This is a genomic window from Polaribacter tangerinus (assembly GCF_038024095.1).
Taxonomy (GTDB): domain Bacteria; phylum Bacteroidota; class Bacteroidia; order Flavobacteriales; family Flavobacteriaceae; genus Polaribacter; species Polaribacter tangerinus.
On the sequence record NZ_CP150668.1, the window covers coordinates 2,296,469 to 2,322,287 of the forward strand.

The following is a 25,819-nucleotide window of genomic DNA, read 5'->3' on the forward strand; positions in this document are numbered from 1 at the left end:
TATTACCCGATTTTGTTATTTACTAACTTATCAGGTGTAGTTTTTAAAATTTTTGAAATTTCAAATAGGGTACGAATAGAGGGTTGAGATTTTTGGTTACACCAAGAATTGATGGTAACAACGGATACTCCCATTAGATCAGATAATTTCTTTTGAGAAATTTCTTTTTCTTCCAACACCGATTTAATTCTATTGTACTGCATACTCATTTGAGTTTTAACAAATATAAAAATATTAAGGTAATTCTTATATAAGTTTTACCTTAATTTTACTACAGGTTACTTGTAACCTGAAAGGATTGAGATTTTAATGAGATCCTCTTCAACCTTGTTCCAAACGTAATCAGGTGTTCTTTCCCTGCAGGAGAGAATTTCTTCAGGAGAAGTGATCGTTTGAAAATCAGAATAGTTTGGAAACTGTTTTCTAATCCCCTCTCTCAATTCCTGTTTCAATTCATTATTTTTCAATTCTCCGTAGTCGATTTCCTTTTTTCCAATTTGATTTATCAATTCTCTATCATCAATAATCTCTTCTGTTTTTACTTTTTCCTGTTTTCTATTAACAATTATCTTTTTACTGTTGTCTGGTTTTTTGGGTTTATCAAATAAACCATTCGGTTTTTTGGGTTTGTCAAATAAACCATTTGGTTCTTCTTTTTTCGCATTGATTTTACGCGGTCTACCACCCTTTTTTCCATTTTCTCGATTTTTTTCAATTCTTTCATTGTATTTTAAATTATTCAACTCTAACGCAGGTAAGACACCATTCCACAGTAGGTTATCCTCAACTGATTCTAAAACCAATTCTGCACCTTCGTGATATGAGATTAAATTGTTAACAAATTTTCTGAGGGTAGAATCGTCAATTAAATCAATTGACGATTTCCAAGAATGATAGAATAAGAATGATTTTTTTTCTGTTTTCATATTTTAAAAAATGAATCCTCAATCGAAAAAGTGAACCTTACAACACTTAATCAAATGAGGATTTTTTAGTTTTTATTATTTGATTGTAAGGTTATATAACCTATACACATTTAAATTTTAAAAGTCAACCCCCTTTTGTATGACTTTTTTCAATTACCCAAGTACTTATAGTTAAGAACTATATTAAATGAAGAAATCACTAAACAGAAAACTTGTAGTGCGCATCACAGAGGATCAGTACTGTAGACTTCAAAAAAACATCCTTGAAGACAAGGTTTCAATGTCGCAGGTCATCCGTGAGGCGTTGCAAAATAAATTGAACAAAATTGTAATCGATGATACGTGGAAAAGGAAATTTAGGGTGTAACTACTGGTGCAATCACCTTCCTACTGAATTTGAAATCACCCCGTGGGAGAGAGAACTGTTGCGTGAATACTATTTAAAGGATCTTGGAATGATATCTGAACAAGAGTTGGACTACCAATCAAAAGAACTTAAATTAATGATCGATTTTGGTCGTAGGATGAATTATTTTTTGTCGGAATAATACAGACTTCCAATCCAATTGAAATTATTCTAAAACCCCCTTAAAATGGGTTTAAATAATTATTTGAAGAAACTATTCAACTGTAGGGTTCTATACCTTATAACGAATGAGACCTCTTTTTTTTAAAACTCTGTGAATTGATTTGAAATTATTGAGTGCATATACTTTAGCAGCGTATTCAAGAGGGTTGTTATCGTATCCTACTTTCCTATCGTATAACTCATAAATTTTTATACCTGATTTCGTTGATACAAATATGGAGTGATGGATCTCCTCAATAAGAGTAAGTATAAATGAATGAACATTATCTAAATTTTTAAGACACAGGGTTATGGAGTGATCCTCCTGTTGATAGAACCCTTTAAATTCATCATTGGGGGAATAATCATAAATGACTCTCAAGTCCTTGATTTGGACACCCAAATCGACTTGAATCATCTCTAATACACAATTATAAACCTCACTTTTTCTTTCAGTGACTTCATCAATGGTAAAGATGTATTGAGGAAATAATAGTTTTATAATCACCATAATTAAAGTAGCACCAGTTACAACCCAGTACCCAATTACCAATAGATCCCATAACTCACTCATTTTTTTTAAAATATTTTTTAGACGGTATTGACCCCCATTATAATATCACCGTTTTACCACCATTTAAGGGGGGGTACCGGGGGGAACCCATCCCGGGGGGATAATATATATACATCAATTCATTCACCATAGAAGAATCATATAATTCTATGCAAATTAAAATTGAACTACTCAGTAAGATCACCTTCAGTCTTCAATTGTTATTGGCACAGTAAACAATACCTCAATTAGGACCATTAATGTAGTTGCATTAAATTTGAAGTAAATCAGTACTCAAAACTCGATTTGGTTGGAATATATGCACCTAACACGAATTTGAGGAGTTATTTTGAACTTAGATATTGACACTCAAACAAATGATATTCAATATCTTATAGTGTTGAGTGGGTAGTAGAAGTTAGTGGTCCTTTCGACTCCACTATTTACCCACAAACACTGAGGATTTAGTCCATTAATTTGGCACTATTCTCGGTGTTTTTTCTTCCTATCAAACAACTCCCAAACTAAGTGTCTACAGATCATTAGACTTAATTTAATGAGTTCTTTAATAGATTCTGTAGGGTGTTTAGATTTATAGGTCCATCCTTAGGGATCTCTACTCTTTGATTTAGTTTTTCATCCAATAACTTCATACCTTCTTTCACATGAGAATCTTCTACATGGGTGTAATACATAAGAGATGTTGAAAGTGATTTGTGAGATAACACCTTTTGAAGAATTTGTAATGGAATTCCAACTTTCATCATGATCGAACTTGTAGATCTCCTGGCACTGTGCCAGGTCACTTTTTCATAATCTTTAATTCTTGACATTGAACATATCTGTTTGATTTCATAATTGAGTCTTACGTTAGATTTCATTGGAAGTAGTTTACCCTTTTGAATCTGAAAATCCCCATTAGTTAAAATTTGTAATGATTTTACTGCGTTAGAGATCAGAGGAACTGACACTCTTGATTTTGACTTTTGTCTATAGGTCTTAATCCACATCATTCCTTCGTCATCGGTATAAAGATCTTTTTTAGATAATTTATTCATGTCTGCGTACGCAAGACCTGTATAAACAGAGAATAAAAAAAGGTGTTTGACATGATAGAGTCTTGGAAGGTCAACCACCAAGTTTTCTAATTTTTCAATGTCTTCAAAACTCAGGTAGTGACCTTGTTTTTGAATCATCTTTATGGAGTAATTAGGGAAGGGGTAACGGTCCAAATTTCCATTGGATACTTCTAATCGAATAAATCTTGTAAATCTCTGATAGGTCTTATAAACCGTATTGTGTGCAACCTTATATTTATCTCGTAACCACAGATCAAAATTCTCCATAAATTCCGAATCTAACTCATAAAGAAAGATGTCATTTCTCTTGGTGTAGTGTTTGATAAATTCCTCGACTCTGAGTTTGGTGTTTAAGTATTTTACGTAAGTGGATCTTGTGTACTTGGATGGAATTTTTCTTTCCATCCTCTCTAAAAATAGATCGTAAGACTCTATAGTTTTTAGATTTTTAGAGAATCCGTTCTTTAGTTTGTCTTTGACAGTATTTGGATTAAATGGTTTACCTGAAACTACCAGTTCATTTACAACCCTTCGTCCTCTTGAAATAAAAGAGAGTAGGGTATCATTAATTGATTTTGAATCGGGATCAGTTCCGATCACTTTAGAATATTTTTGATTCCATTTCGATTTCACAGTCCATAGACCGGTGAACATTTGTGTTCGTTCCCCCGACATCACTATAGTCATCACAATTGGGAGTTCTCTTTTGTTGTTTGGGTTGTTTTTTAAAAAGTAGTTGAACTTGACATTACTCATAATTTCCTGTTTTTTAATAAGTTAATAACTAATTGATATACAGTACTCTATGACCTTAAAAATCGATTTCTGTGACCTAAATGCACCTAAATTGGATGTGATAGGTTTAGTTAGGTGCAAATATTCCAACAGAAAATCGGTTTAAAGAGACAAAAACAGGATGTGTTTAAAGATCTACGGACACCCTACAGAATCTATTAAAGAACTCATTAAATTAAGTCTAATGATCTGTAGACACTTAGTTTGGGAGTTGTTTGATAGGAAGAAAAAACACCGAGAATAGTGCCAAATTAATGGACTAAATCCTCAGTGTTTGTGGGTAAATAGTGGAGACGCCGAGAATCGAACTCGGGTCCAAACAAGCAGCCAAAAAGCTTTCTACATACATAGTTCTTATTCGATTTTCGACTAAAGACTGATTAAGAACAACCTACCATTAGCTTAACTTCTTTAGTTTCGAAAACCTGCCGAAGTTTCAGGTTTTCTATGTTTATTTTTACGATGCCCAAAAGTGAAACGCCATAAACCAGGGCTTTTCGTGGACATAAAGCTTTCCCGCCTTGCGGGACTAGGCTAATCTTACTATTAATTCAGATTATGCAGCTAAAGCGTAGTTATCTTCGCCGTTTAAAAAGTTGAAATTAGGTTTTACGAGTGTTATTTCATAACTCGGTATGCTTACAAATTCACTGACCTTGCTGTCAAAACCAGTCGTCCCCTTAATGGAATGGTAGCCAATACCTGCTCCATTTTATTTTTTCAAAGAACACCAAATACACTACAAAAATAATACCATTTTTTACATTAAACACTATTTATTAAAGTACGTATTTTGTTAAATTCTACAGAACAATGTGTAAAAAAGAAATTGTTCTTATAGGCAAGCAAAAGTATGAAAAATACAGTTGCCCATCTGTATAAAATCTAATATCTTCGAGCAAATATTAAAGAACCTTTGCTACACCACAATTTAGCACTTTTTAAACCCTAAGTAATATGAAATTTGGAATTATTAAAGAGCGTAAAAATCCACCAGATAAAAGAGTAGTTTTCTCACCCCAAAAATTAGTTGAGTTACAAAACCAATTTTCTGATGCAAACGTTGTTGTAGAAAGTTCAGATATTCGAGTTTTTACAGATGATCAGTACAAATGTAATGGAATACAAGTTGCAGAAAATTTAACAGATTGCGATGTGCTTTTGGGTGTAAAAGAAGTGCCAATTGATGCTTTAATAGCCCGTAAAAAATATTTTTTCTTTAGTCATACCATCAAAAAACAACCTTACAACAGAAACTTGCTAAAGGCAGTCTTACAAAAAAAAATTACCCTCTACGACCACGAAACTATAGTTTCTGAAAACGGAGCTAGATTAATTGGCTTTGGTCGTTATGCAGGTATTGTTGGCGCTTACAATGGTTTTAGGGCAATAGGTTTAGCCAAAGAGTTGTATCATTTACCAAAAGCAGCAACTTTGTTAGACCAAAAAGAACTTGTTAATGAGCTTAATTCTATAGCAATACCGAATATGAAAATACTTTTAACAGGTAATGGAAAAGTGGCATATGGCGCTAAAGAAATGTTAGATGCAATGAATATTCCTGCTGTTTCTGTTGATGAATATTTACATAATAATTACAACCATGCAGTATATTGTTTGGCAGATGTGTTAGATTACAACCAACGTTTAGACGGAAAAGTAATTGATAATTTAGATTTTTATAATCATCCAGAAGCTTATAAAGCCAATTTTATGCGTTTTGCAAACGTTACAGACTTTTTTATTGCTGGTCATTTTTTTGGTGATGGAGCTCCTTATTTATTTTCAAGAGAAGATGCCAAATCACCAGCGTTTAAAATAAAATACATTGCAGATATTTCTTGTGATATTGATGGCCCAGTTGCTTCTACAATTCGAGCATCAACTATAAAAAATCCTATTTATGGCTATCATCCGCAGAAAGAAAAGGAGGTAGATTTTAAGGATGAAGAAGCCATTGTTGTAATGGCAGTAGATAATTTACCCTGTGAATTACCAAAAGATGCCAGTGAAGGCTTTGGTGACATGTTTTTAAAAAATGTAATTCCTGCTTTTTTTAACAATGATGAAAATGGCATTTTAGAGCGTGCAAAAATTACAGAAAATGGTAAATTAACAGAAAGGTTTTCTTATTTACAAGATTATGTAGATGGCAAAGAATAGCACTTATTTAAGTAAACATTACTTATGTTGAATTATAACCAACAGTTTTTAATAGATTTGGCAAAAATGAAAATGCCTTTCGGAAAGTACAAAGGGTATTTTTTAATAGATTTACCAGAACAATATCTTGTTTGGTACCGAACAAAAGGTTTTCCGAAGGGAAAGTTAGGGCAACAAATGCAACTTATTTACGAACTTCAACTAAATGGTTTAGAGGATATTGTTCGAAAGATTAAACAAAATTATTTGTAGTTTATTTTTGAATAATTCCGTAACAAATATGTGCAATTCCTAAAATATTTATGGCAGGATTCCAGTAACTAGGAATGTTAAAACAAACTATAGCTAGTAAGATTGAGATTCCTGATAAAACAAGAATGTTTTTTCGTTGTTTATTCTTAAAAAGAACCAATAGTAGTGCGTAAAAAACCAAGAAAGTAGAGGTTAGGTAGTCTTCATAACCGTTTTCTAATAAAAGAAAACCCGCTATAGTAACTGTAATAAGACCAAGTATAAACTGAAAAACTGCAATTTTAGTTTTACGATTCCATAGTAAAAATTGAAAAGTTTTTGCATTTCTTCTAGCAGCAAAAAAAAGTGCCAAACAGCTTAATAAAATAAAAGAAGCAATACAAGAGATTACAACTACCTCTAAAATTTCTGGAGACAGCATACCAATGGTATGGTCATCTATTAAAAAGCTATCCAAAATATATTTTAAAATAAAGGCCAATCCTAAAAAATAAATACCAATTACAATACTAGTTATTCCTTTTAGAGTAAAATTAATTTCAAAATTATCGTGGAGTGTACTTTTTTTATTCATAAATAGCTATATCTTTCGTAAAGATACAAAAAAAGAGTACGTAACATAATTCAAATGAAGCCTGCAGAAAATTACTTTTTAAGTCAGCCAGAACCATATAATCAGCTGCTTTTAAACTTAAAAATGATTATAGAAACCAATTTTTCTGATTTAAATTTACATTTTAAATGGCACCTTCCTTTTTATTATGTAAACAATGTGCCTTTTTGCTATTTAAATTATGTAGCGAAAAAGGATATGTAGATTTGAGATTTTATGTGTGTGATGCGCTTTATCCATATGTTGGCAACAAGCTGTGAAATTCGTCAATTAAAGAAAAATAGATGATTAAATTGATAATTTTGTATCTCTGATAAAAAGCTGAATAAAATGAATTTAGAAGCTCTAAAAATAGAATTTGTTCAAGAATTTTTAAAACTTCAAAGTGAAGAAGCGGTTTCACGTCTTGAAAAAATATTGAGAAAAGAAAAAAATGCTTCAGACGAGCGGATATTTGAACCTATGACTAAAGAGGAACTGAATAAAAGAATTGACAAATCGGAATCTGATTTCCGAAACAATCGATTTAAAAACAGTTCTGAACTTTTAGCAAAATACGAATAATGAAATAATCACAGATTTTATATTCGGTTTTTATTAGCTAAATTAGTTGCTTAAACACGCCACTAGTCATACACAAAACCGATCAATTTTTGGTGATTGAAAATAGAAAGAAAGTTGCTTCTCTAAGATATTTTTCTATAGATGATATTGATGACCGTCTTTTAATAGAGGTTTTAACGATCATATATCATCATAAAATTAATGAATTGAAAGAATAAAGGGAAAAAAAATCTCCACTAATTATAGGGTTATTAGTGGAGATTTTTTTTGTAAAACTAAATTATAGTTTATTAATTGTTTTTCTAATAGTTACTAGGTTGGTCAACAATTTTTCTAAACCATTTAGATGTAACATATTTGCTCCGTCAGATTTAGCATTTTTAGGGTCGAAATGAGTTTCTATAAATAAGCCATCAACATTATTTACAATACCAGCTCTAGCAATGGTTTCTATCATTTCTGGTCTTCCGCCAGTAACACCAGCAGTTTGGTTTGGTTGTTGTAAAGAATGAGTTACATCTAAAATTGTTGGTGCAAACTGTCGCATTTCTGGAATACCTCTAAAATCTACAATCATATCTTGGTATCCAAACATGGTACCTCTATCGGTAATCCAAGCTTTATTTGAACCAGCATCTTTTACTTTTTGAACGGCATGTTTCATTGCACCCGGACTCATAAATTGACCTTTTTTTAAGTTTACTACCTTTCCTGTTTTTGCTGCCGCAACTACCAGGTCTGTTTGTCTTACTAAAAAAGCAGGAATTTGCAATACATCTACATAAGCTGCAGCCATTTCTGCATCAGAAACTTCATGGATGTCGGTAACTGTTGGAACCCGAAAAGTTTCAGATACTTTTCTTAATATTTTTAGCGCCTTTTCATCACCAATACCAGTAAAACTGTCTATTCTACTTCTATTTGCTTTTTTAAAACTTCCTTTAAAAATATACGGAATTTCTAATTTATCGGTTATAGAAACTACTTTTTCGGCAATTCTTAATGCCATATCCTCACTTTCTATTGCGCATGGTCCTGCTAGTAAGAAGAAGTTATTTGCATCTGTATGTTTTATATTCGGAATTTCAGATAAAATCATTGTTGTATTTTTTTACAAAAGTACACAAAATTAATAGTGTTTTAAATGCCAATTTCTACCTTTTTGTTCCTATAAAATTAGTTATATTTATACTTTTAAAATTTAATATAATGAAAAAAATAGTTGGTTTATTAGTAGTATTGGTATTCGTAATAGGTTGTGTTTCTATAACAATTGGTAGTAAAGGTGTAGCTGGTAAAAATGGTTTAAGTGCATCAAGCAAAAAGGCAGACAATAATGTGTTTATCGATTCTAATAAAGTTAGAAAACATCTGTATACGTTGGCATCAGATGAAATGGAAGGAAGAAAATCTGGGACGCCAGGTATAGAAAAAGCGGCTGTTTATATAGAAAACGAATATAAAAAAATAGGCTTATCTACTTTTGAAGGACTAGATAGTTACCGACAAACATTTACCTTTAACACAAGAAGGTCTAAAACGGCTATTACCTCTAGTAATATTATTGGTGTTTTAGAAGGAAAAAGTAGGAAGGACGAGTACGTAATTATTTCTGCTCATTACGACCATTTAGGAATGTCAGAAAGTGGAGAAGGAGACCGTATTTTTAATGGGGCAAATGACGACGCATCTGGTGTAACCGGATTATTGGTTTTGGCAGATTATTTTAAGAAAGTAGGTAACGAAAGAACGTTAGTCTTTGCTGCTTTTACTGCAGAAGAAGTGGGGTTAATTGGTTCTAAACATTTTGGTAAAAGTATCGATGCAAGTAAGTTTGTAGCTGGTATTAATTTAGAAATGATAGGGAAAACACCAAGTTTTGGTCCAAATACAGCTTGGTTAACCGGTTTTGAGAGATCCGATTTCGGGAAAATTATTCAAGAGAATTTAGAAGGAACAGGGTATCAGTTATTTCCAGATCCGTATAAAAAGTTTAATTTATTTTTTAGATCAGACAATGCTTCATTGGCAAGATTGGGGGTTCCTTCTCATACGTTTTCTACAACTCCTATAGATGTAGATGCGGATTATCATCAGGTTTCAGATGAAGCCGAAACTCTTAATATGACCGTAATAACTCAAACAATTCAAGCGGTTGCGAAGGGTACAGAAAGTATAATTAATGGAAAAGATACCCCCACTAGAGTTGAGATAAAAGAGTAATAAAAGTGCTAATTTCAATTAAAAAACCTGCTTAAATATTTTTTAAGCAGGTTTTTTAAGGTTGTTTATATTAAAATTGATACCTTATAGCAAAGGCAAAACTATTTCCTATTCCATCATAATTTCCAGTTATTCCTACTTCTGGTCTATAGTCTAATGAAATTAAAATTGGTGCGTTAAAGTTATATTCAATACCAACAATTCCTGCACCATAAAGGGCAGAAAAACCAGAATCGAAACCACCACCAAAACCAGCGTACCAATTAAATTGGTTTTCTAAGTTCCAAACCCATTGATACAAACCTGTTCCTTTAAAACTACTAAATTCGTTTCTTAGTCCAAGGTTTATCTCTAATCTGTTCAAATCGGTCATTTTTTTCTGATACAAAATAGAAGCGCCTAGTCCATCTTTATTGTTAAAGCGCAATCCTATAGCATTATCAGACATTTCTTGTGCGTTAATAACGGTAATTGTAGTTAATAATAAGCCTAAAATTAGAAATGATTTTTTCATTCTGATATTTTTTGAATTTATAATTGCGAATATAATAAACTTGCTCAATTTTAGAACTGAAGTCCCAAAATTTAAGTATTTCATTCACAAAAATAAAAGCCTTAAGTTGTGTGTAAATGATGCAAATTGTCGAATGATAGATTCCCATAAAAACTAAATCATATTTTACAAAGCTTTTGTATTTTTGTTGTTTAATATATTTTTCATGAACATTCATTTTATAGCAATTGGTGGTAGTGCAATGCACAATTTAGCAATTGCGCTACACAAAAAAGGATACCAAGTTACTGGTAGCGATGATATTATTCATAACCCTTCTAAAGCTCGTTTAGAAAAATATGGATTATTACCAGAAAAATTTGGCTGGTTTCCAGAAAAAATATCTTCAGATATATCGGTAGTTATTCTAGGAATGCATGCTAAAGAACACAATACAGAATTATTAAAAGCTCAAGAATTAGGACTAAAAATATATTCTTATCCAGAGTTTTTATATGAACAATCTAAAAATAAAACACGTGTAGTTATTGGGGGTTCTCACGGAAAAACAACAATTACCTCCATGATTTTACATGTACTAAATTATCATGAAACACCTGTAGATTATATGGTGGGTGCTCAATTAGAGGGTTTTGAAACAATGGTACACTTAACAGAAGAAAATGATTTTATTGTTTTAGAAGGAGATGAGTATTTAAGTTCTCCGATAGATAGAAGACCTAAATTTCATTTGTATAAACCCAATATTGCACTTTTAAGTGGTATTGCATGGGATCATATAAACGTATTTCCTACATTCGAAAACTACACAGAACAGTTTCGAATTTTTACAGACTCTATGGTAAATGGCGGGAGTATGGTGTATAACGAAGAGGATAGTATTGTTAAAGAGGTTGTGGAGTCATCTACAAATCACATAAAAAAATACCCGTATCAAACACCTGAGCATTATATAGAGAACGGAATAACTTATATAGAAACGCAAGAGGGAGATTTACCTCTAGAAATTTTCGGAACACATAATTTACAAAATTTAGCTGGTGCAAAGTGGATTTGCCAACATATGGGTATTGATGAAGACGATTTTTATGAGGCAATAGCGAGTTTTAAAGGTGCTAATAAGCGTTTAGAAAAAGTTGCAGAAAATAATAATACCGTTATTTTTAAAGATTTTGCACACAGTCCTAGTAAAGTTTCTGCAACTACAAAGGCATTAAAAGAACAGTATGCAAAAAGAAAAATAGTAGCATGCTTAGAATTGCATACTTATTCTAGTTTAAATGCAAATTTCCTATCTGAGTACAAAGGTGCTTTAGATAATGCTGATAAAGCAGTGGTTTTTTACTCGCCAGAAGCTGTTAAAATAAAGGAATTAGAAGCCGTAACAGCAGCACAAATTGCTGCTGCTTTTGATAGAGAGGACTTGGTTATTTATACCGATTCTGTTGCTTTTAAAGAGTTTCTTTTTAAAGAAAACCTAGAAGATACCGCACTAATTTTAATGAGTTCTGGAAATTATGGTGGTTTAGATTTTAATGATTTAAAAGCTATGAACTCCTCTTTTTAAGTCCGAGTTGTATTCGTTTTTCTTGTTGCCATTCCTTATCTAAAACTCTAGAAAAAAGAAATTTACGATACGATTTTTCGAATAATGATTTGTAAATAATTAACCATCTAGCTTTTAAAAATAGTTTGTTCTTTATTCTTTTATGTTTTTTGCTTGTAAGTGAATTATTGTTTAATTGTTTGTAAAATTCTAATACATATTTTTTTGTGGCGTCAGTTTCTGTATATTCTAAGGAGTCAACTTTATCAAATACCTCGTAACATATTGCCAAAAAATTATGTAAATGATTTGCCAGATCTTGCAATCCTTCAAAAGCATTTTTTGCACTTGTCTTTTGTGAAAGCAAGTAAACATCGTATGCATTTCTTAAAGCCATGTTTTTAAATAAATTACCATGATCGTTAATTTGTTTGGCAATTACCGATAAGCATAGCTGGTGTTTGTAACTTAAAAAACTAATATTATTACTAGTTTGAATTGATTCTTTTACAGTTTCAAAATTAAAATCTTCAGAATACTTCTCTTTTAAAAATTCTTTATGCACTTCTAAAGCAGCAATTTTATCATTTTTTATTAACCTTGGCTTATGCTTAAATTGCGGAAACTCATAATCTTTATTGTGAAATTTGGTGTATTTATGTTGTAAAAGTATTTCAAATGCCTTGTTGTAAGAATCTTTTGGTACTATAAAATCGATATCTCCCACCATTCTTTCTGCAATATCTTGGTATAAGCCTTCTAATAAATTTCCTGTTCCTTTTAAAAAAATGGGACGAATATTATGAGCTAACAACAATTCATTTACTTCTTTTGCTTGTGCAATTATCTGTGCATTTCTGTCTCTGTTAAGAGTTGTTAATTCTTTCATATAATTTACCAAATCTTTGGGCAGATAATGTAAAAAATGTGCATTTTTAAAATGTATGTACAACGCAGGAAAAACATAATGATTTGTGCTAACTGCTACCACAGAATTCCAATTAACCCTATTTTTTTTAAGCGCTATTTCAACAGCGTTTTTATGAGTTTGATTGGTAGATATTGTTAAACATTTAGCAATAAAAAAAAGGGTTTCTTTATAGCTCATTATCGAAAATTTTAGAGACAGCAGCAATCATTTCGTTGTTATTAGAATAGGTAATGGTGTAACAATTAATGGTATCAAACCACTCTAAAAAGATGCTGGCATTTTTTTTTATTGGAGAAAGCCAAGAGTCCGGAACTAGCTCTTGAAAAGCGTTAATTTTAGAAATTTTAGTAAAGTGTAAGCTACTATCTTTTTTATATTTTATAAATACAATGTCATTACAAGGTAAACTTTCTAAAAAATTTGTATTGTTTGGTTTTAGATAGCGAACTATTTTATTCAATCGTTTGAAATGATATTCTGCAGATGTTTTTAGCTCAGGAAACAATGGAAGTAAAGTATCCAAGCTATTTTTTTTGATAGAAATAGCAGCAGGAAAACTATGAACCATTTTTTTATGAACATCTATTGGCACAAAATCATCTGCCAAACAAGTAAAACCGTTCGATTGTAGCAATGCCAAAGATGTACTTTTTCCGTTGCCAGAATCGCCTAAAAATAAGATACTTTTTTTATTGTTTGCAACTGCAGAGGCATGAAACACACCCAGCCATTCATCTTCTTCTTTTTGATGAATTTTTTGAATAAGTTCCATAGAAAACTTTCCCTGAAAAAAATGAACTTCTGTTAAATCCCAACTTCCAATAAACTTGGTATCTACATAAAAATAGATTTTTTTATCGATAGTAAATACATAAAATTGCGTGGTGGTAACTTCACTTTCTTTTATTTCTAAATGTGCAAACTTTGGATGTACTAGAAATAGCTCATATTCAGAAAAAAAATGTACCTTAAAAACTATAGTGTTTACTTTATAAAGCTTAGTAAATTCGAAAGTGTTCGGTTTTTTTTGCTGTTTTTTTGTGTTTTTTTGTGTACTTTTTTTATCAGTATTAGCACCAATTAATTGTTCTTTTACATCTTTTACAAATAGAAAAGTATCTTCTTCAGGAAGCGATAATTTTAAAGCTAACTCTTCAGCAATTTTTTTAAGAGAAACATTGTTACTTATTTTTTGCAAAATAGCTGCTGTAGCATTTTCTAAAACAATGTATTTGTTACTTTCTTCTTTCCAATAGATGGTTTTATTTTCTATTGATTTGTATAAAATAGGAGGTTTACTGTTCATTAGAAATAAAAATACTTATTTTTAATTCAACCCACAAAAAAAACGTTTCAAAATAAATTGAAACGTTTTTTTAAAGTGTTTAATTACTATTCTAAAAGCCAGTGCCTGGTGCATTCGGACTTTGCGCTTGTGCCGCTTTCGGATTTAAAATTAAATAAGTACTAATAGCAGTTAATGCTGCATATTTAGAGTAGTTACCAATTTTTTTTAATGCAGTTTTTCGAGAAATATTAGGGTTCTTTTTCATCTTATAGCTTTATTTAATAATAATTTTTTTGTTTAAAACATATTTTTCAGTGGTCACATTTATGAGGTAAATACCATTCTTTAAGAATGATATGTCTACATCATATTGTTTGGTTTTTTTATTCTTTACTATTTCTTTACCCAAAATGGTGTAAATTGAAAGTGAATACGAATTGTTATTTAATCCGTTAACGATAAGGTAATTATTTGGTGTGTTGTAAATATCTGGTTTAGAAACCTCATTATTCTTTACACTCAAAGAGCTTGAAGGCTTGGTATGAATATGAAACCTATCTTCAGAAGAATTCTTAAAAACAGTGGTAGTGTATGTTATACTATCGTCATAAATTTCGTGCATTGTATTGTGTAACTTATCTTCTAGATATAGTTTATAAGAATCGGGTAACAGCACATTTTCTGCAGAAAAAGTAATCTGCTTAGTAGTTTTAGTATTTACAACAATTGGTATAACTAAGTTTTCTATGTTTGCGTTGGGAAGTGTTTGAATTGCTAATTTATATTTATTGTTATCAGAAATAAGCTTGCTGTATAACGTTAATGAGTCTTTTATCCCCTCAAAGAGTGAGCTGTCATAGCCATTATCAAAGTTGATAGTTTTAGTGGCTCTGTAATAAATTTGTGTTTTTTTTAATTTAGATTTGTCACTTATTACAAGGGTAACTGATGGTTGTTGATTATTATTTTTGTAATAAACACCATTAGAAATGTGCGATTGCATATTTTTTTTAAATTTAAATATCGTTCCATCATTTTTAGCTTTTACAAAAAAACCTTGTCCTGGTGCAATAAAATGAGCATTATTTACTTGGTTAACTGTTGTATAATCTCCCAAACCATTGTTAGCCTCTTTGTCCCAAAACCAAGCGGTTTCCTCCGCTAAAACATCATCTCCATTAGCACCATTTTGTATTAAAAGATTATTGGTTAAATCTGCAGAGTTGTTTAAAGGTAGAAATGAAGGATATGGATTGCCTAATAAGTTGTAGTTATTATTTGAGTTGGTGTTCATGATTACATGAAAGTCTGTATCTGGTATATCCCCCTGAAAGCCAATATTACCTTTATTTGTGTCAGAAATATTTCCAATGTTTGAATTCGGAGAGATAGTATATCCTTTTCCACTTTCAAAATTTCCTGCATTTGCTAAAGTAGTTTCCGCTGGGTTAGCAGTTATAGGTTCAGTAATTTTATAGTATTTCCAATTGTTATTTGCATTATTGTAACGAGCAATAGCATAATTATTTCCATTGGTTCGAAGGCCTACAAAATTTGTAAAATTTTCTATACTTTCGCCAATAACGGGTGCAGAAATTAGAGACCATTTGTTCGTATTATCTTTATTTGTCTCTAAAAAGTACAGAAACTGATTACTAGTGTTTTTTATATAAGTTCCTTTTACAATTAAAGAGCTGGCATTTATTGTGTTGGGAGCAATTATTTTTGATTTCATATTAATTTCTGCAGTTGCAGCTACCAACACGTTTCCATTTACAGTAAGAGAACCACCTTCTTTAATGCTAACCATAGCGTTTATTTGTAGTTGAAAATTACCAGTTTCAGCAGAATTTGTTGCTATTATTTCTAAATTATTTGGCGTTGAATTAGCATCGGGAATTATAGTTAATGAATTTGAATTTGGAATGCCATTCGACCAATTTAAACTATCGTTCCACTCATTTGAAATTCCGATCCATGAGGTAGTGTTAATTGTAAAATTCTCTTGAGAAAACGGAAGTAAGTTTTCCCCATTCTCTGTGTTTCTTGTCCAATTTGTAGCCGCATCATTCATAAGGTCACTAAAATACTCTGAATAGAGTAATTTGTTTGATCTAGAGCCGGTAAATACTCCGCCATCGGGACTATTAGTAGGGTTGAACTCCAGGAAATCTATAGCTACAGATAAATCACTGCCACCAAGTCCAGTGCCTATTAACTCTGTTGTAATTGTTCCATTTTTTATTCCAGTTAAAAATAATGTAGGGGTAAACCTATCTGTGCCAAGGTATGCAAACAATGTTTCTCCACTAGCTATTAAGCCGATGTTTTCATTGTTAGAAATTTGTCCAACAGAAACATCATAATGAGTATTGGCTTCATTATCTATATCTGTAAAAGTTATTATTCTACCAGCTTTTATAGTTTTATCTCCTGTGTTCCAGGTTAAAAAACCATCAGAACCTGTTTCTGTAAATGAAGAGGTAGTTTCATTCCATTCATAATCAGTAAAATAAATTGTTGTATTTGGTGAGATATCTGCAAGTATTGCAATTGCAAAATCATCGTCTCCATCTGTGTTTATTGCAGTAAATGCAATACTTCCTCTAGTTTGAGATTGAATGTTTGTAGGAGCGAAATTTAGGCATAGGAGTATAAGCCCAACTTTTAATAGGTTTTCTTTTTTCATAGTTATTTTTGTTAGAGACTCAATATACAACAAAAATATTTGATAGTATTTATAAAGGGTTAATTGCTAGTAAAATACTAATTAGTTTTTACGCCAAAAGAAAGGAGTAAATAAAATAAGTACCGTAAATAATTCGAGTCTACCAATTAGCATTAAAAAAGAGCAAAACCACTTTGCAGCAGTACTTAAATGCGCAAAACTATCTACAGGACTAACCGAACCAATAGCAGGCCCAATATTTCCTAAAGAGGAAGCAGCAGCACCAAGTGCAGACATAAAGTCGAGACCGAATAATGTTAATATTACAGAAGATATTATAAATATTAACATATAAATTACAAAGAAGGATAAAATGTTAAATACAATATTTTGGTGTACTGTTTTGCCATCATATCTTACCGGAATTATGGCATTAGGGTGCAAAGCTTTTTTAAACTCTAAAAAGCTATTTTTTAGCATTACAATATGTCTTACTACTTTTATTCCTCCACTTGTAGAGCCTGCTGAACCTCCAGTAAAAAAAAGGGCAAAAAATATTCCTGTAGCAAAGAAATTCCACATAGTAAAGTCAGCAGAAACAAAACCAGTGGTGGTAATTACAGAGGTTACCATAAACAAGGCATGCCTAATGGCACTTTCTGTGGCGCCAAATACTTTTGGGTGGCTAATGGTAGTTTGTAAATTTGGGTCTTGAAAAAAGATAATAATTAATGATATTACTGCTGCAACTCCTAGAGTTACAAAGAAGTAGTATTTAAACTCTTCACTGTTAAATACTTTTTGAATTTTACCTTTTAAGGCAAAATAGGTAAGTACAAAATTAGTACCGGCAATAAACATAAAGGCAATAATTATATATTGAATTATTGGTTTGTTATTGTAAAATGCCACGCTGCTACCTTTGGTAGAAAATCCACCGGTACTCATTGTAGACATAGCATGGTTTATGGCGTCGAACCATGTCATTCCTGCTACTTTTAAAAGTAAAAACTGAACAGCTGTAAGAGTTACATATATTAAATAGAGTCTTTTTGCTGTATCTGTAATTCTGGGGTGTAATTTATCTGCAGATGGCCCTGGAGCTTCCGCCATAAAAAGTTGCATTCCTCCAATACCTAAAAGTGGTAAAATAGCAATTGTTAGTACAATTATACCCATACCACCAATCCAATGTGTGGCACTTCGCCAAAATAATATTCCTTTTGGCATTTCATCAATATTAGTTAATATCGAAGATCCGGTGGTTGAATATCCAGAAATAGTTTCAAAAAAAGCATCTGTCATATTGGGGATAGCTCCCGATAATATAAAAGGCAACATTCCTGTAAAAGAAAGAGTTAGCCAACCGAGTGTAACTATTAAGTATCCTTCTTTTTTGTGAATATTAACATCGTTAGGTTTGTTTAAAATAAAAAGTAAAAGCCCTACAAAAACGGTTATAATTCCTGCGCTTAAAATACCCCATTTTTCTGGCTCGTTATGATACATACTAAAAGGAACGGCAAGGAACATAAAAAAGCCATTTAGCATAGCCGTTATTCCTAAAAAGCGATAAATTATTTTTGTGTTTAGAGTTCTCATGTTATCTAAATAGGCTTTCTACCGTCTGTATGGCTTCTGGCAAGCAAAACACAATTACTTTGTCTCCGCTTTGAATTTTCATTTTTCCAAAAGACATAAAAGGTTTACCATCTCTAATAATTCCTCCAAAAACTGCTTCTCTAGGAAAATGTAAGTCCTCTATTGCTTTTTCTGTAACCTTAGCATCTGGTCTAACTTCAAATTCAAAAACTTCTGCATCTATATTATGAAGGTTTGCAAGTGCTAGAATTTCACCTTTTCTAATATGTCTAAAAATATTACTTGCAGCAATTAACTTTTTGTTAATTAAGGATTCTATACCTATAGTTTGAGAAATATCGATATAATCCATATTTTCTACCAAAGCAATTGTTTTTTTTACGCCTTTAGATTTTGCTACTAAACAAGACATAATGTTGGTCTCAGAATTTCCTGTAACAGCAATAAAAGCATCTGTTTCTCTTATATTTTCTTCTTCCAGTAATTCTAGGTCTCTACCATCGCCATTTATTACAAGCGTATTGCAAAGGTCTTCTGCTAACAATTCTGCTTTTTCTCTATTTTTTTCGATGAGTTTAACATTAAAATTGTCTTCACAAAGGTTTCTGGCTGTCTTTTCACCAATACTACTTCCACCTAAAATAATAACATTTTTAATATTAAATTGCTTTCTTCCAATAATAGGGTAGAGGTCTTTCATGCTGTAATTTGGTACAGAAAAATAAACCTGATCGTTAATTTGGTAGGTAGTATCTCCTCTCGGAATAATTGTTTGACTTACGTTTTCTCTTTTAATAGCAATTGCAATAAAATCGATATTTTTAAACTTGTGTTTGGCCTCTTTTACGGTTAAATCTACTAGTGGAGATTTGTATGTTAAAGAGGTTCCCATCACATTAAAAACTCCGCTTTCAAATTCTACAGTATCATTAAAAGAAGATTGATTTAATAGCATTTTTATTTCATTTGCAGCGAGTTCTTGTGGCGAAATCATAAAGTCTAAACCAAATTTCTCAAAGTCGACCTCACAATTGTTTAAAAATTCTGGATTGTCTATTCTTGCAATGGTTTTTTTTGCACCTAGAGATTTACCAATTACCGAAATGGTAAAGTTAGTATTCTGACTTTCTGTAACAGCAATTAATAAATCTGCAGAATCAATACCTATTTCTTTTAAGAGTTTAATAGAAGTAGCATCTCCTTTTTTGGTAATTACATCTAAATGGTTATTTAGGTAATTTAATTTTTCTGCATCAAAGTCTATAATATATGTATCTTGAGACTCGTAAGAAAGTAGCTTTGCTAAATGAAAACCTACATCTCCAGCACCAGCTATAATAATCTTCATATTTTAAAATATAGAATATAATGCAAAGATATAAAGAGTTGTGCAGGTAAAATATAAAATTTCAAAATTTATGATAGGTACTATTGTTTTTTGTACATTTAGCAATGCATGAGAAAGAAAAGCTGACTATTAAATCTTGGGCTTTAGACGATAGGCCAAGAGAAAAATTATTGTCTAAAGGAATTTTGGCACTATCCGATGCCGAGTTAATAGCTATTTTAATTGGTTCGGGAAATAAAAGTGAGAGTGCGGTTGCATTGTCTAAAAGAATTTTAAAAGAGAGCAATGCTAGTATAAATGAGCTAGCTAAATTATCTGTAGAAAAATTAATGCTTTTTAAGGGAATTGGAGAAGCAAAAGCGATTACTATAATTACTGCCCTTGAGCTCGGTAAAAGAAGACGATTAGAGACAGCTTTAGAAAAAAGTAACATTCATTCGAGTAAAGATGCCGCTAATATTATGCAACCCATTATAGGCGATTTACAGCACGAGGAGTTCTGGGTTTTATTTCTGAATAATTCTAATAAGGTGGTGGCACAGCATCAAATTAGTAAAGGCGGCTTAACAGCTACAGTTGTAGATGTTCGTTTGCTTTTTAAAAGGGCATTAGAGCTTGCATCTGTAGCTATTATTATTTGTCACAATCACCCTTCTGGTAAGTTGCAGCCCAGTACATCCGATAAAAATATAACTCAAAAAATTAAAGAGGCAAGCATTACTTTAGATATAAAACTACTAGATCATATAATAATTACTGAAAAAACGTATTTTAGCTTTGCAGATGAAGGAATTTTGTAGAATGTAACAGTAAAAAGTAGTTATTTTAATTAATGATATTAGTTTATACACATAAAATTACACCCAGAGTTCGCTATATTTTTAAGCATATTTTTAGTAGAATTTTGTTGGTTTCAATAGATTTTACAACAAAAGTAGAAGAGTTTGTGGCTTATAACGGTCCTAAATTAAGTTATACCAAAGCTCCTTTAGGAAATGAATTTTTCATAAAAAGCAATTCTTTATTGTTTGAGCAAGGCGTAAATGATATTGAAATTAATGTTCAGAAATGGGAAGAAATTCCGTGTTTTTTTTCTGTCGGAAAAAAATCTATCATTCCTTTCGATATTTTTGCGGCAAGTTTTTATTTGATTTCTCGCTACGAAGAATATTTACCACATGTTAAAGATGAGCATGGTAGGTATACAGCTACACAAAGTTTGGCTTTTAGAAAAAAGTTTTTAAAAAAGCCAGTAGTAGATATTTGGGCGTTTAAATTATTAGAAAAATTAAAAGATAAATTTCCAGATTATACCTATCCTAAAAGAACCTATAAATTTATTTCTACTGTAGACATAGATAATGCTTTTGCCTACAAGCATAAAAGTTTTATTAGAACAATTGGTGGTTTTGCCACCGATGTATTTAAATTTCGACTTTTAGATGTTTGGTATAGACTTTCGGTACGATTAAATATAAAAAGAGACCCTTTTGATAATTTTCAGAAAATTATAAATATTAAAAAGGCTAAAAATATAAAAACTATTTTCTTTTGTTCCGTTGGCAATTACTCTACCTACGATACCAATGTTTCTGTTTCTAAAAATAAATATAAGCTACTACTAAAAGATTTAGTAGACTATGCTCGTGTTGGTTTGCATCCTTCTTATCATACCATGCAAAATGCTTCGTTGTTAAAAACAGAAAAACAACGTTTAGAAACAATTACACACATGCCCGTAAAAAGGTCGAGACAACACTATTTAAGATTTAATTTACCAGAAACATATCAGCAATTAATAGACCTAGAAATTGAAGAAGATTACTCTATGGGATACGCTAGCGATGTAGGTTTTAGAGCTAGTACTTGCACACCATTTTATTTCTACGATTTAGATTTTGAAATACAAACACCTCTTAAAATTTTCCCTTTCGCATTGATGGATACCACCTTAAACGACTACCTTAAAAGTACACCAAAACAATCTTTAGGAATAATTAGAGATTTAAAAAATGAGGTAAAAGCTGTAAATGGTACTTTCATTACCCTTTTTCATAACGAAAGTTTAAGCAATCATTTACGCTGGAAAGGTTGGAAACGATTATACGAATCCATGATTAAAATTGCTATTTCTTAAGATGATTAAATACATTAAAAGAAAAGATTTAGATACTAAAAAATATGACGATTGCATACAGAAATCTATACAATCGAGACTTTATGCTTTTTCTTGGTATTTAGATATTGTTGCAGATAATTGGGATGTTTTGGTTTTGGATGATTACAAAGCAGTTATGCCAATTCCTTGGAAGAGAAAATTTGGTGTTAAATATGTTACACAGCCTTATTTTTGTCAGCAATTAGGAGTTTTTTCAGTCGATGAAATTAAAGATGATTTTGTAGATGAGTTTATCAATAAAATTCCAAATTCTTTTAAATTGATTGCTTATCAGTTCAACTCTCAAAATAGATTTTCAAAAAAATCTTTTACCAGAAAAAATTATTTATTAAACCTTCAAAATGATTATTCATCAATAAAAACCAATTATAGAAAAGATAGAAAATATCGTATAAATCAAGCTAGTAAACTAGGAGTAGTGTTTGTACCAACATCTTCAGCATCTTTAATAAAACTCTTCAAAAAGTATTATTCTTTTTTAAATTTAACTTCTCGTCAATACAAAATAATCACGCTACTTATTAATACAAGTATCAAACAAAAAAAAGGTTTTGTAATAGGAGCAAAGCATAAAAACAATGTTCTTGGGGCTAGTTTTTTTATTAAAGAAGGAAATAGAATTTACTATTTATTTTCTGCAGTTTCCACAGAAGGGAAGGAAAAGAATGTTGCTAGTTTATTAATTAATTATACAATTAAACAGTTTTGTAATACCAACATAATATTAGATTTTGAAGGTTCTATGATTCCAGGAATTGCCTCATTTTATAAAAGTTTTGGTGCAGAGCTAGAAGAATATCAATATATTAAAGTAAATAAGCTATACCCTTTTATTTAAGCTGTTTTTGAAGTAGTGTTTTGTATAAATTTAAAAACCAAATACAAGATAAAATACCCGTAAACCACATTAAAAAAGCAGAGGTTATTGCTGCACCTTTTATGCCCAATTCTGGTATTAAAAAATAATTGCTTACTACGTTTAAAAGTAAAGCAATAGTAGCTATGTAGTAGTTTATGTGTGCTTTGCCAATAGAAGATAGTAAATTGCCAAAAAGACCTCTAAAAATAAAAACACCTGTAACACCAACCATTAAAATTAAAAAAGTGTCTGTATAATTAGTAAAATTAACATCTAAAAGTGTTATTATTTTATTTCCAAAAAAATATGACAAACCAACCATAAAAATACTTATTACTGTAAATAGTAGCATGTAGCTTTTTATGTAATTATAAATGTATTTTTTATCGAAAATTTTCTCCGTAAACGCAACAAAATCTGTAGCCATAAATACGCGTGGTAAAAAAAGCATACTAAACGGAATTAAAGATATGTATCTGTAATTGGTTACCATTTCTGTATTTGCTAATAGATATCCAATTAATAAAATATCAATCACAAACAGTAATTGTGATGCTACATTAGATAAACTGGCAAAAAAACCATATTTCCAAAATTTAAAATTTGTAATATTTATAGTTTCTTTCAGCTTAAAATTAATATTTATTTTATTTAAAAATAAAAAAGAGGTTAGCATTGGCGCTAAGACTAATGCAATTGCATATCCTAATTCTTTTAAAAAATAACTAAAACAAATTACAGAAATTACTAGTATTAAGCTTTGAATAATCTCTACAAAAGCGAAACGTTTGTTGTTATGTTGTAGGCGTAATTGAGCTTTTATAATTTCTAATAAAAAAGAGGGGATAATAATAAAAGAGAGTAAAATTACATATTTTTTTGTTTCTAGAAATTGAAAATGTATGATACATGTAGTTATAAAGATAGTTGTAATAAGTAAAAACGAAACTCCGAGTCCTTTTTTAAAAACATATAAGAATAAGCTGTTTTTTTCTTTATTTGTTTTTAGTAAAGCACCATATCTTATAAGGCTTTGGTGTAATCCTAAACCACTTACAGGCAGGATAAAAAGTATAATATTATATGCAAAAAGAACAATACCTAATTCTTTGTTTGGAATTAATTTAAGAGCAAACCAAGCAGCTAAAAAAGAAAAAAATCGGCTAAATAAGGTAGCAGAAAGCACATAGCTTCCAGAGCGTTTTAAAAAATTTAATATGTAGTTTTTAATTAGTTTCAGAGCTTATGTTTAAGGTTTTTAAGTATAGTTTTTCAAAATCTGAAGTTATTTTCTCTTCAGAAAAATTATCAATGGTATATTGGTGCATTTTTGTTTTATTAGGAACAAAATTATTATAAAATAAAAGAATTTGTTTTGCTAATTCATCTTCATCTTTAATGGAAATTAATTTACCAAAATCTTTAGGAAAATACTCTTTTATACCTCCAACGTTTGTAGAAATAACGGGTATACCACAAGAAAAAGCCTCTAAAATTACACAAGGTAAATTTTCATAATTACTAAAAAGCACAAACAAGTTGCTAGTTCTAATTTCTTTGGCAACTTTATAATGCTCTATTTGACTAATAAATTTAATTTTACTAAAATCTAAGTTTAGTTCTTTAGCATAATTTATATATTCTTCAGAATTATTTCCAATCATCATAAATTCTAAATTAGATATTTCATCTTGTATTTGTTTTACAACCCTTAAAATCCCTTTAATATTTTTGTGTTTATTTATCATATTAGAAATATGCACTATTTTAAAGGCATTACTGGTATTTTCTATAGGATAAAATATTTTGGTATCTACTACATTTGGTACTATTTTGTAATTACCTTTAAAACCTAGATTTAATAAAGAGTTTTTTAAATCTTCAGATACAGGGCATATAAAAGCTGCGTTTTTAGTAATGATTTTAGAAATTAGCTTTCTATTAATTGATATATTTTTAGCAAAAGGGTGGTGGTAGCCAGTAAAATGTTCTGAAATTATAAAGGGTTTTTTATAAAACCATTTCAAATACACACTAAAAATACCAAAAGGATAGATTTCATTTAAATGGATGATATCAAAAGCATCTATTTTATGAAGTATTTTTATAAAGGATTTTAAAAATAAATATGCTTTTTTTACAGGATTTTTGGTCTGTGTAACATAAGCTATATATTCATGTACATGTTCTTTTTTTCGAATAACAAGCTCTATATTTTTTTTACTGTTTTTATCAGTGATAATGTGTAAAGTACTTACTTTATGTTGTTTAGAAACGGCATTTGCATGTCTTTGAATAAAATCTCCATTATTTGGTAAAACCCTTGAAGGATACCAACCGCAAATAAAAAGTATGTGAAGTTTGTTTTTCAAAAAAATAAATTTATGCAAACAAATATAACAACTAAATGTGCTTTTTTATTGTGAATAATCTTTACTTTTAAGCCATGGAAATTAAACATGTATTTTTTGATTTAGATCATACCCTTTGGGATTTTGAAAAAAACTCCGATTTAACCTTTCAACAAATTTTTAGAAATCACCAATTAAATATTGAATTAGATTCTTTTCTAACCGTATACAAACCATTAAATTTAGAGTATTGGAGGTTGTATAGAGAGGAAAAAATTTCTAAGGAAGCGCTAAGATATGGTAGATTAAAAAATACTTTCGATGCCATAAATTATACCATTCCAGATGCATTAATCCATACTATTGCTACTGATTATATTAATAATTTGGCAAATTTTAATAATCTTTTTGAAGGTGCTTTTGAATTATTAGATTATCTGAAAGATAAATATTCGCTCCATATTATAACAAATGGATTTGAAGAAATTCAAGAAAAAAAGATGGCAAATGCTAGTATTTTGCACTATTTTGAACAAATTATCACCTCCGAATCTGTAGGGGTTAAAAAACCTAATCCTAGAGTTTTTGAGCATGCCATGCAAATTTCAAATGCCACACCAGATAACTCAATAATGATAGGCGATAGTTTAGAAGCAGATATAATTGGAGCACAAAATGTAGGTATGAAAACCATTCATTGTGTGTTTGATAATATTACAAAAACTGATAAAAACTTCATATCAGTAACAAATTTAACAGACATTAAAAACTATTTATAATTACTTAAAATACAAATT

25 protein-coding genes and 1 other RNA gene are annotated in these 25,819 nt (G+C 30.5%); 10 read left to right on the forward strand and 16 right to left on the reverse strand.

Annotated features, from left to right (window positions below):
- Positions 1-2: 2 nt before the first annotated feature.
- The 5 genes from WHD54_RS10010 to ssrA form a co-directional block, all read right to left on the reverse strand.
- Entirely contained in the window at positions 3-203 is a 201-nt protein-coding gene (locus WHD54_RS10010; protein WP_088323557.1) for a helix-turn-helix transcriptional regulator, read from the reverse strand.
- A 75-nt stretch (positions 204-278) separates the two neighbouring features.
- Positions 279-926 carry a DUF6291 domain-containing protein gene (locus WHD54_RS10015; protein WP_088323556.1) on the reverse strand — a complete coding sequence of 216 codons (648 nt, stop codon included), beginning with the start codon at positions 924-926 and terminating at the stop codon, positions 279-281.
- Positions 927-1,564: 638 nt separating this feature from the next.
- The gene (locus WHD54_RS10020) at positions 1,565-2,068 is read right to left on the reverse strand and encodes a hypothetical protein (RefSeq protein WP_088323554.1); all 504 of its coding nucleotides are present in this window, start codon (positions 2,066-2,068) and stop codon (positions 1,565-1,567) included.
- Between the two features lie 527 nt (positions 2,069-2,595).
- The gene (locus tag WHD54_RS10025) at positions 2,596-3,882 is read right to left on the reverse strand and encodes a site-specific integrase (RefSeq protein WP_088323553.1); all 1,287 of its coding nucleotides are present in this window, start codon (positions 3,880-3,882) and stop codon (positions 2,596-2,598) included.
- 324 nt (positions 3,883-4,206) lie between these two features.
- Positions 4,207-4,601: a transfer-messenger RNA gene (ssrA, locus tag WHD54_RS10030) on the reverse strand.
- Positions 4,602-4,878: 277 nt separating this feature from the next.
- Between ssrA and WHD54_RS10035 the strand changes: the two genes are divergently transcribed.
- Together WHD54_RS10035 and WHD54_RS10040 are read left to right on the forward strand one after the other, a co-directional pair.
- Positions 4,879-6,084, forward strand: coding sequence for an NAD(P)-dependent oxidoreductase (locus WHD54_RS10035; RefSeq protein ID WP_088323552.1), 1,206 nt, complete (start codon positions 4,879-4,881; stop codon positions 6,082-6,084).
- Positions 6,085-6,108: 24 nt separating this feature from the next.
- A complete protein-coding gene (locus WHD54_RS10040) occupies positions 6,109-6,336 on the forward strand; it encodes a DUF3820 family protein (protein ID WP_088323551.1) in 228 nt (75 codons plus the stop codon).
- A 1-nt stretch (position 6,337) separates the two neighbouring features.
- Here the strand turns inward: WHD54_RS10040 and WHD54_RS10045 are convergent, their stop codons facing one another.
- Positions 6,338-6,910, reverse strand: a complete 573-nt coding sequence (locus tag WHD54_RS10045; protein WP_088323550.1) for a hypothetical protein — start codon at positions 6,908-6,910, stop codon at positions 6,338-6,340.
- Positions 6,911-6,964: 54 nt separating this feature from the next.
- Here WHD54_RS10045 and WHD54_RS10050 point away from each other — a divergent pair, with 54 nt between their 5' ends.
- Both WHD54_RS10050 and WHD54_RS10055 read left to right on the forward strand, forming a co-directional pair.
- The gene (locus WHD54_RS10050; RefSeq protein WP_088323549.1) at positions 6,965-7,153 is read left to right on the forward strand and encodes a hypothetical protein; all 189 of its coding nucleotides are present in this window, start codon (positions 6,965-6,967) and stop codon (positions 7,151-7,153) included.
- Positions 7,154-7,279: 126 nt separating this feature from the next.
- Positions 7,280-7,513, forward strand: a complete 234-nt coding sequence (locus tag WHD54_RS10055) for a hypothetical protein (RefSeq protein ID WP_088323548.1) — start codon at positions 7,280-7,282, stop codon at positions 7,511-7,513.
- Between the two features lie 280 nt (positions 7,514-7,793).
- Here the strand turns inward: WHD54_RS10055 and kdsA are convergent, their stop codons facing one another.
- Positions 7,794-8,612, reverse strand: a complete 819-nt coding sequence (gene kdsA / locus WHD54_RS10060; RefSeq protein ID WP_088323547.1) for a 3-deoxy-8-phosphooctulonate synthase — start codon at positions 8,610-8,612, stop codon at positions 7,794-7,796.
- A gap of 110 nt (positions 8,613-8,722) precedes the next feature.
- On the opposite strand from kdsA, the gene WHD54_RS10065 reads away from it, so the two are divergent.
- A complete protein-coding gene (locus WHD54_RS10065; RefSeq protein WP_088323898.1) occupies positions 8,723-9,736 on the forward strand; it encodes a M28 family peptidase in 1,014 nt (337 codons plus the stop codon).
- A 70-nt stretch (positions 9,737-9,806) separates the two neighbouring features.
- On the opposite strand, the gene WHD54_RS10070 is transcribed toward WHD54_RS10065, so the two are convergent.
- Positions 9,807-10,250 (reverse strand): hypothetical protein, encoded by a 444-nt coding sequence (locus tag WHD54_RS10070; RefSeq protein ID WP_088323546.1) that lies wholly within the window; start codon positions 10,248-10,250, stop codon positions 9,807-9,809.
- Between the two features lie 205 nt (positions 10,251-10,455).
- Between WHD54_RS10070 and WHD54_RS10075 the strand changes: the two genes are divergently transcribed.
- Complete coding sequence (locus WHD54_RS10075) at positions 10,456-11,817, forward strand: UDP-N-acetylmuramate--L-alanine ligase (protein WP_088323545.1); 1,362 nt, start codon at positions 10,456-10,458, stop codon at positions 11,815-11,817.
- Here WHD54_RS10075 and WHD54_RS10080 read toward each other — a convergent pair.
- The 6 genes from WHD54_RS10080 to trkA form a co-directional block, all read right to left on the reverse strand.
- Positions 11,798-12,904: a nucleotidyltransferase family protein gene (locus WHD54_RS10080; protein ID WP_088323544.1), complete on the reverse strand. Its 1,107-nt coding sequence runs from the start codon at positions 12,902-12,904 to the stop codon at positions 11,798-11,800. The two genes, WHD54_RS10075 and WHD54_RS10080, sit on opposite strands and share 20 nt — an antisense overlap.
- Positions 12,894-14,033 (reverse strand): hypothetical protein, encoded by a 1,140-nt coding sequence (locus tag WHD54_RS10085; RefSeq protein ID WP_088323543.1) that lies wholly within the window; start codon positions 14,031-14,033, stop codon positions 12,894-12,896. The genes WHD54_RS10080 and WHD54_RS10085 overlap by 11 nt, the downstream gene beginning before the upstream one ends.
- A 91-nt stretch (positions 14,034-14,124) precedes the next feature.
- Entirely contained in the window at positions 14,125-14,280 is a 156-nt protein-coding gene (locus WHD54_RS10090) for a hypothetical protein (RefSeq protein WP_198943144.1), read from the reverse strand.
- 9 nt (positions 14,281-14,289) lie between these two features.
- Positions 14,290-16,704 (reverse strand): T9SS type A sorting domain-containing protein, encoded by a 2,415-nt coding sequence (locus WHD54_RS10095; protein ID WP_088323542.1) that lies wholly within the window; start codon positions 16,702-16,704, stop codon positions 14,290-14,292.
- Between the two features lie 81 nt (positions 16,705-16,785).
- Complete coding sequence (locus WHD54_RS10100) at positions 16,786-18,285, reverse strand: TrkH family potassium uptake protein (RefSeq protein WP_088323541.1); 1,500 nt, start codon at positions 18,283-18,285, stop codon at positions 16,786-16,788.
- Position 18,286: 1 nt separating this feature from the next.
- Positions 18,287-19,633: a Trk system potassium transporter TrkA gene (gene trkA / locus WHD54_RS10105; RefSeq protein WP_088323540.1), complete on the reverse strand. Its 1,347-nt coding sequence runs from the start codon at positions 19,631-19,633 to the stop codon at positions 18,287-18,289.
- A gap of 104 nt (positions 19,634-19,737) precedes the next feature.
- On the opposite strand from trkA, the gene radC reads away from it, so the two are divergent.
- The 3 genes from radC to WHD54_RS10120 are packed head-to-tail and all read left to right on the forward strand — an operon-like array spanning position 19,738 to position 22,650.
- Complete coding sequence (radC, locus tag WHD54_RS10110) at positions 19,738-20,433, forward strand: RadC family protein (protein WP_088323539.1); 696 nt, start codon at positions 19,738-19,740, stop codon at positions 20,431-20,433.
- A gap of 32 nt (positions 20,434-20,465) precedes the next feature.
- The gene (locus tag WHD54_RS10115) at positions 20,466-21,770 is read left to right on the forward strand and encodes a polysaccharide deacetylase family protein (RefSeq protein ID WP_088323538.1); all 1,305 of its coding nucleotides are present in this window, start codon (positions 20,466-20,468) and stop codon (positions 21,768-21,770) included.
- A 1-nt stretch (position 21,771) separates the two neighbouring features.
- Complete coding sequence (locus WHD54_RS10120) at positions 21,772-22,650, forward strand: hypothetical protein (RefSeq protein ID WP_088323537.1); 879 nt, start codon at positions 21,772-21,774, stop codon at positions 22,648-22,650.
- Here the strand turns inward: WHD54_RS10120 and WHD54_RS10125 are convergent.
- Both WHD54_RS10125 and WHD54_RS10130 read right to left on the reverse strand, forming a co-directional pair.
- A complete protein-coding gene (locus WHD54_RS10125) occupies positions 22,643-23,857 on the reverse strand; it encodes a polysaccharide biosynthesis C-terminal domain-containing protein (protein ID WP_088323536.1) in 1,215 nt (404 codons plus the stop codon). The two genes, WHD54_RS10120 and WHD54_RS10125, sit on opposite strands and share 8 nt — an antisense overlap.
- 40 nt (positions 23,858-23,897) lie before the next feature.
- Entirely contained in the window at positions 23,898-25,043 is a 1,146-nt protein-coding gene (locus tag WHD54_RS10130; RefSeq protein ID WP_143744244.1) for a glycosyltransferase family 4 protein, read from the reverse strand.
- A 74-nt stretch (positions 25,044-25,117) separates the two neighbouring features.
- Between WHD54_RS10130 and WHD54_RS10135 the strand changes: the two genes are divergently transcribed.
- The gene (locus WHD54_RS10135) at positions 25,118-25,801 is read left to right on the forward strand and encodes a YjjG family noncanonical pyrimidine nucleotidase (RefSeq protein WP_088323534.1); all 684 of its coding nucleotides are present in this window, start codon (positions 25,118-25,120) and stop codon (positions 25,799-25,801) included.
- Positions 25,802-25,819: the final 18 nt, after the last annotated feature.

Excerpts from the sequence above, each read along its gene's own strand:
- WHD54_RS10010 (WP_088323557.1), bottom strand. The coding sequence starts at position 203 with ATGCAGTACAATAGAATTAAATCGGTGTTGGAAGAAAAAGAAATTTCT.
- WHD54_RS10015 (WP_088323556.1), bottom strand. The coding sequence starts at position 926 with ATGAAAACAGAAAAAAAATCATTCTTATTCTATCATTCTTGGAAATCG.
- WHD54_RS10020 (WP_088323554.1), bottom strand. The coding sequence starts at position 2,068 with ATGAGTGAGTTATGGGATCTATTGGTAATTGGGTACTGGGTTGTAACT.
- WHD54_RS10025 (WP_088323553.1), bottom strand. The coding sequence starts at position 3,882 with ATGAGTAATGTCAAGTTCAACTACTTTTTAAAAAACAACCCAAACAAC.
- WHD54_RS10035 (WP_088323552.1), top strand. The coding sequence starts at position 4,879 with ATGAAATTTGGAATTATTAAAGAGCGTAAAAATCCACCAGATAAAAGA.
- WHD54_RS10040 (WP_088323551.1), top strand. The coding sequence starts at position 6,109 with ATGTTGAATTATAACCAACAGTTTTTAATAGATTTGGCAAAAATGAAA.
- WHD54_RS10045 (WP_088323550.1), bottom strand. The coding sequence starts at position 6,910 with ATGAATAAAAAAAGTACACTCCACGATAATTTTGAAATTAATTTTACT.
- WHD54_RS10050 (WP_088323549.1), top strand. The coding sequence starts at position 6,965 with ATGAAGCCTGCAGAAAATTACTTTTTAAGTCAGCCAGAACCATATAAT.
- WHD54_RS10055 (WP_088323548.1), top strand. The coding sequence starts at position 7,280 with ATGAATTTAGAAGCTCTAAAAATAGAATTTGTTCAAGAATTTTTAAAA.
- kdsA (WP_088323547.1), bottom strand. The coding sequence starts at position 8,612 with ATGATTTTATCTGAAATTCCGAATATAAAACATACAGATGCAAATAAC.
- WHD54_RS10065 (WP_088323898.1), top strand. The coding sequence starts at position 8,723 with ATGAAAAAAATAGTTGGTTTATTAGTAGTATTGGTATTCGTAATAGGT.
- WHD54_RS10070 (WP_088323546.1), bottom strand. The coding sequence starts at position 10,250 with ATGAAAAAATCATTTCTAATTTTAGGCTTATTATTAACTACAATTACC.
- WHD54_RS10075 (WP_088323545.1), top strand. The coding sequence starts at position 10,456 with ATGAACATTCATTTTATAGCAATTGGTGGTAGTGCAATGCACAATTTA.
- WHD54_RS10080 (WP_088323544.1), bottom strand. The coding sequence starts at position 12,904 with ATGAGCTATAAAGAAACCCTTTTTTTTATTGCTAAATGTTTAACAATA.
- WHD54_RS10085 (WP_088323543.1), bottom strand. The coding sequence starts at position 14,033 with ATGAACAGTAAACCTCCTATTTTATACAAATCAATAGAAAATAAAACC.
- WHD54_RS10090 (WP_198943144.1), bottom strand. The coding sequence starts at position 14,280 with ATGAAAAAGAACCCTAATATTTCTCGAAAAACTGCATTAAAAAAAATT.
- WHD54_RS10095 (WP_088323542.1), bottom strand. The coding sequence starts at position 16,704 with ATGAAAAAAGAAAACCTATTAAAAGTTGGGCTTATACTCCTATGCCTA.
- WHD54_RS10100 (WP_088323541.1), bottom strand. The coding sequence starts at position 18,285 with ATGAGAACTCTAAACACAAAAATAATTTATCGCTTTTTAGGAATAACG.
- trkA (WP_088323540.1), bottom strand. The coding sequence starts at position 19,633 with ATGAAGATTATTATAGCTGGTGCTGGAGATGTAGGTTTTCATTTAGCA.
- radC (WP_088323539.1), top strand. The coding sequence starts at position 19,738 with ATGCATGAGAAAGAAAAGCTGACTATTAAATCTTGGGCTTTAGACGAT.
- WHD54_RS10115 (WP_088323538.1), top strand. The coding sequence starts at position 20,466 with ATGATATTAGTTTATACACATAAAATTACACCCAGAGTTCGCTATATT.
- WHD54_RS10120 (WP_088323537.1), top strand. The coding sequence starts at position 21,772 with ATGATTAAATACATTAAAAGAAAAGATTTAGATACTAAAAAATATGAC.
- WHD54_RS10135 (WP_088323534.1), top strand. The coding sequence starts at position 25,118 with ATGGAAATTAAACATGTATTTTTTGATTTAGATCATACCCTTTGGGAT.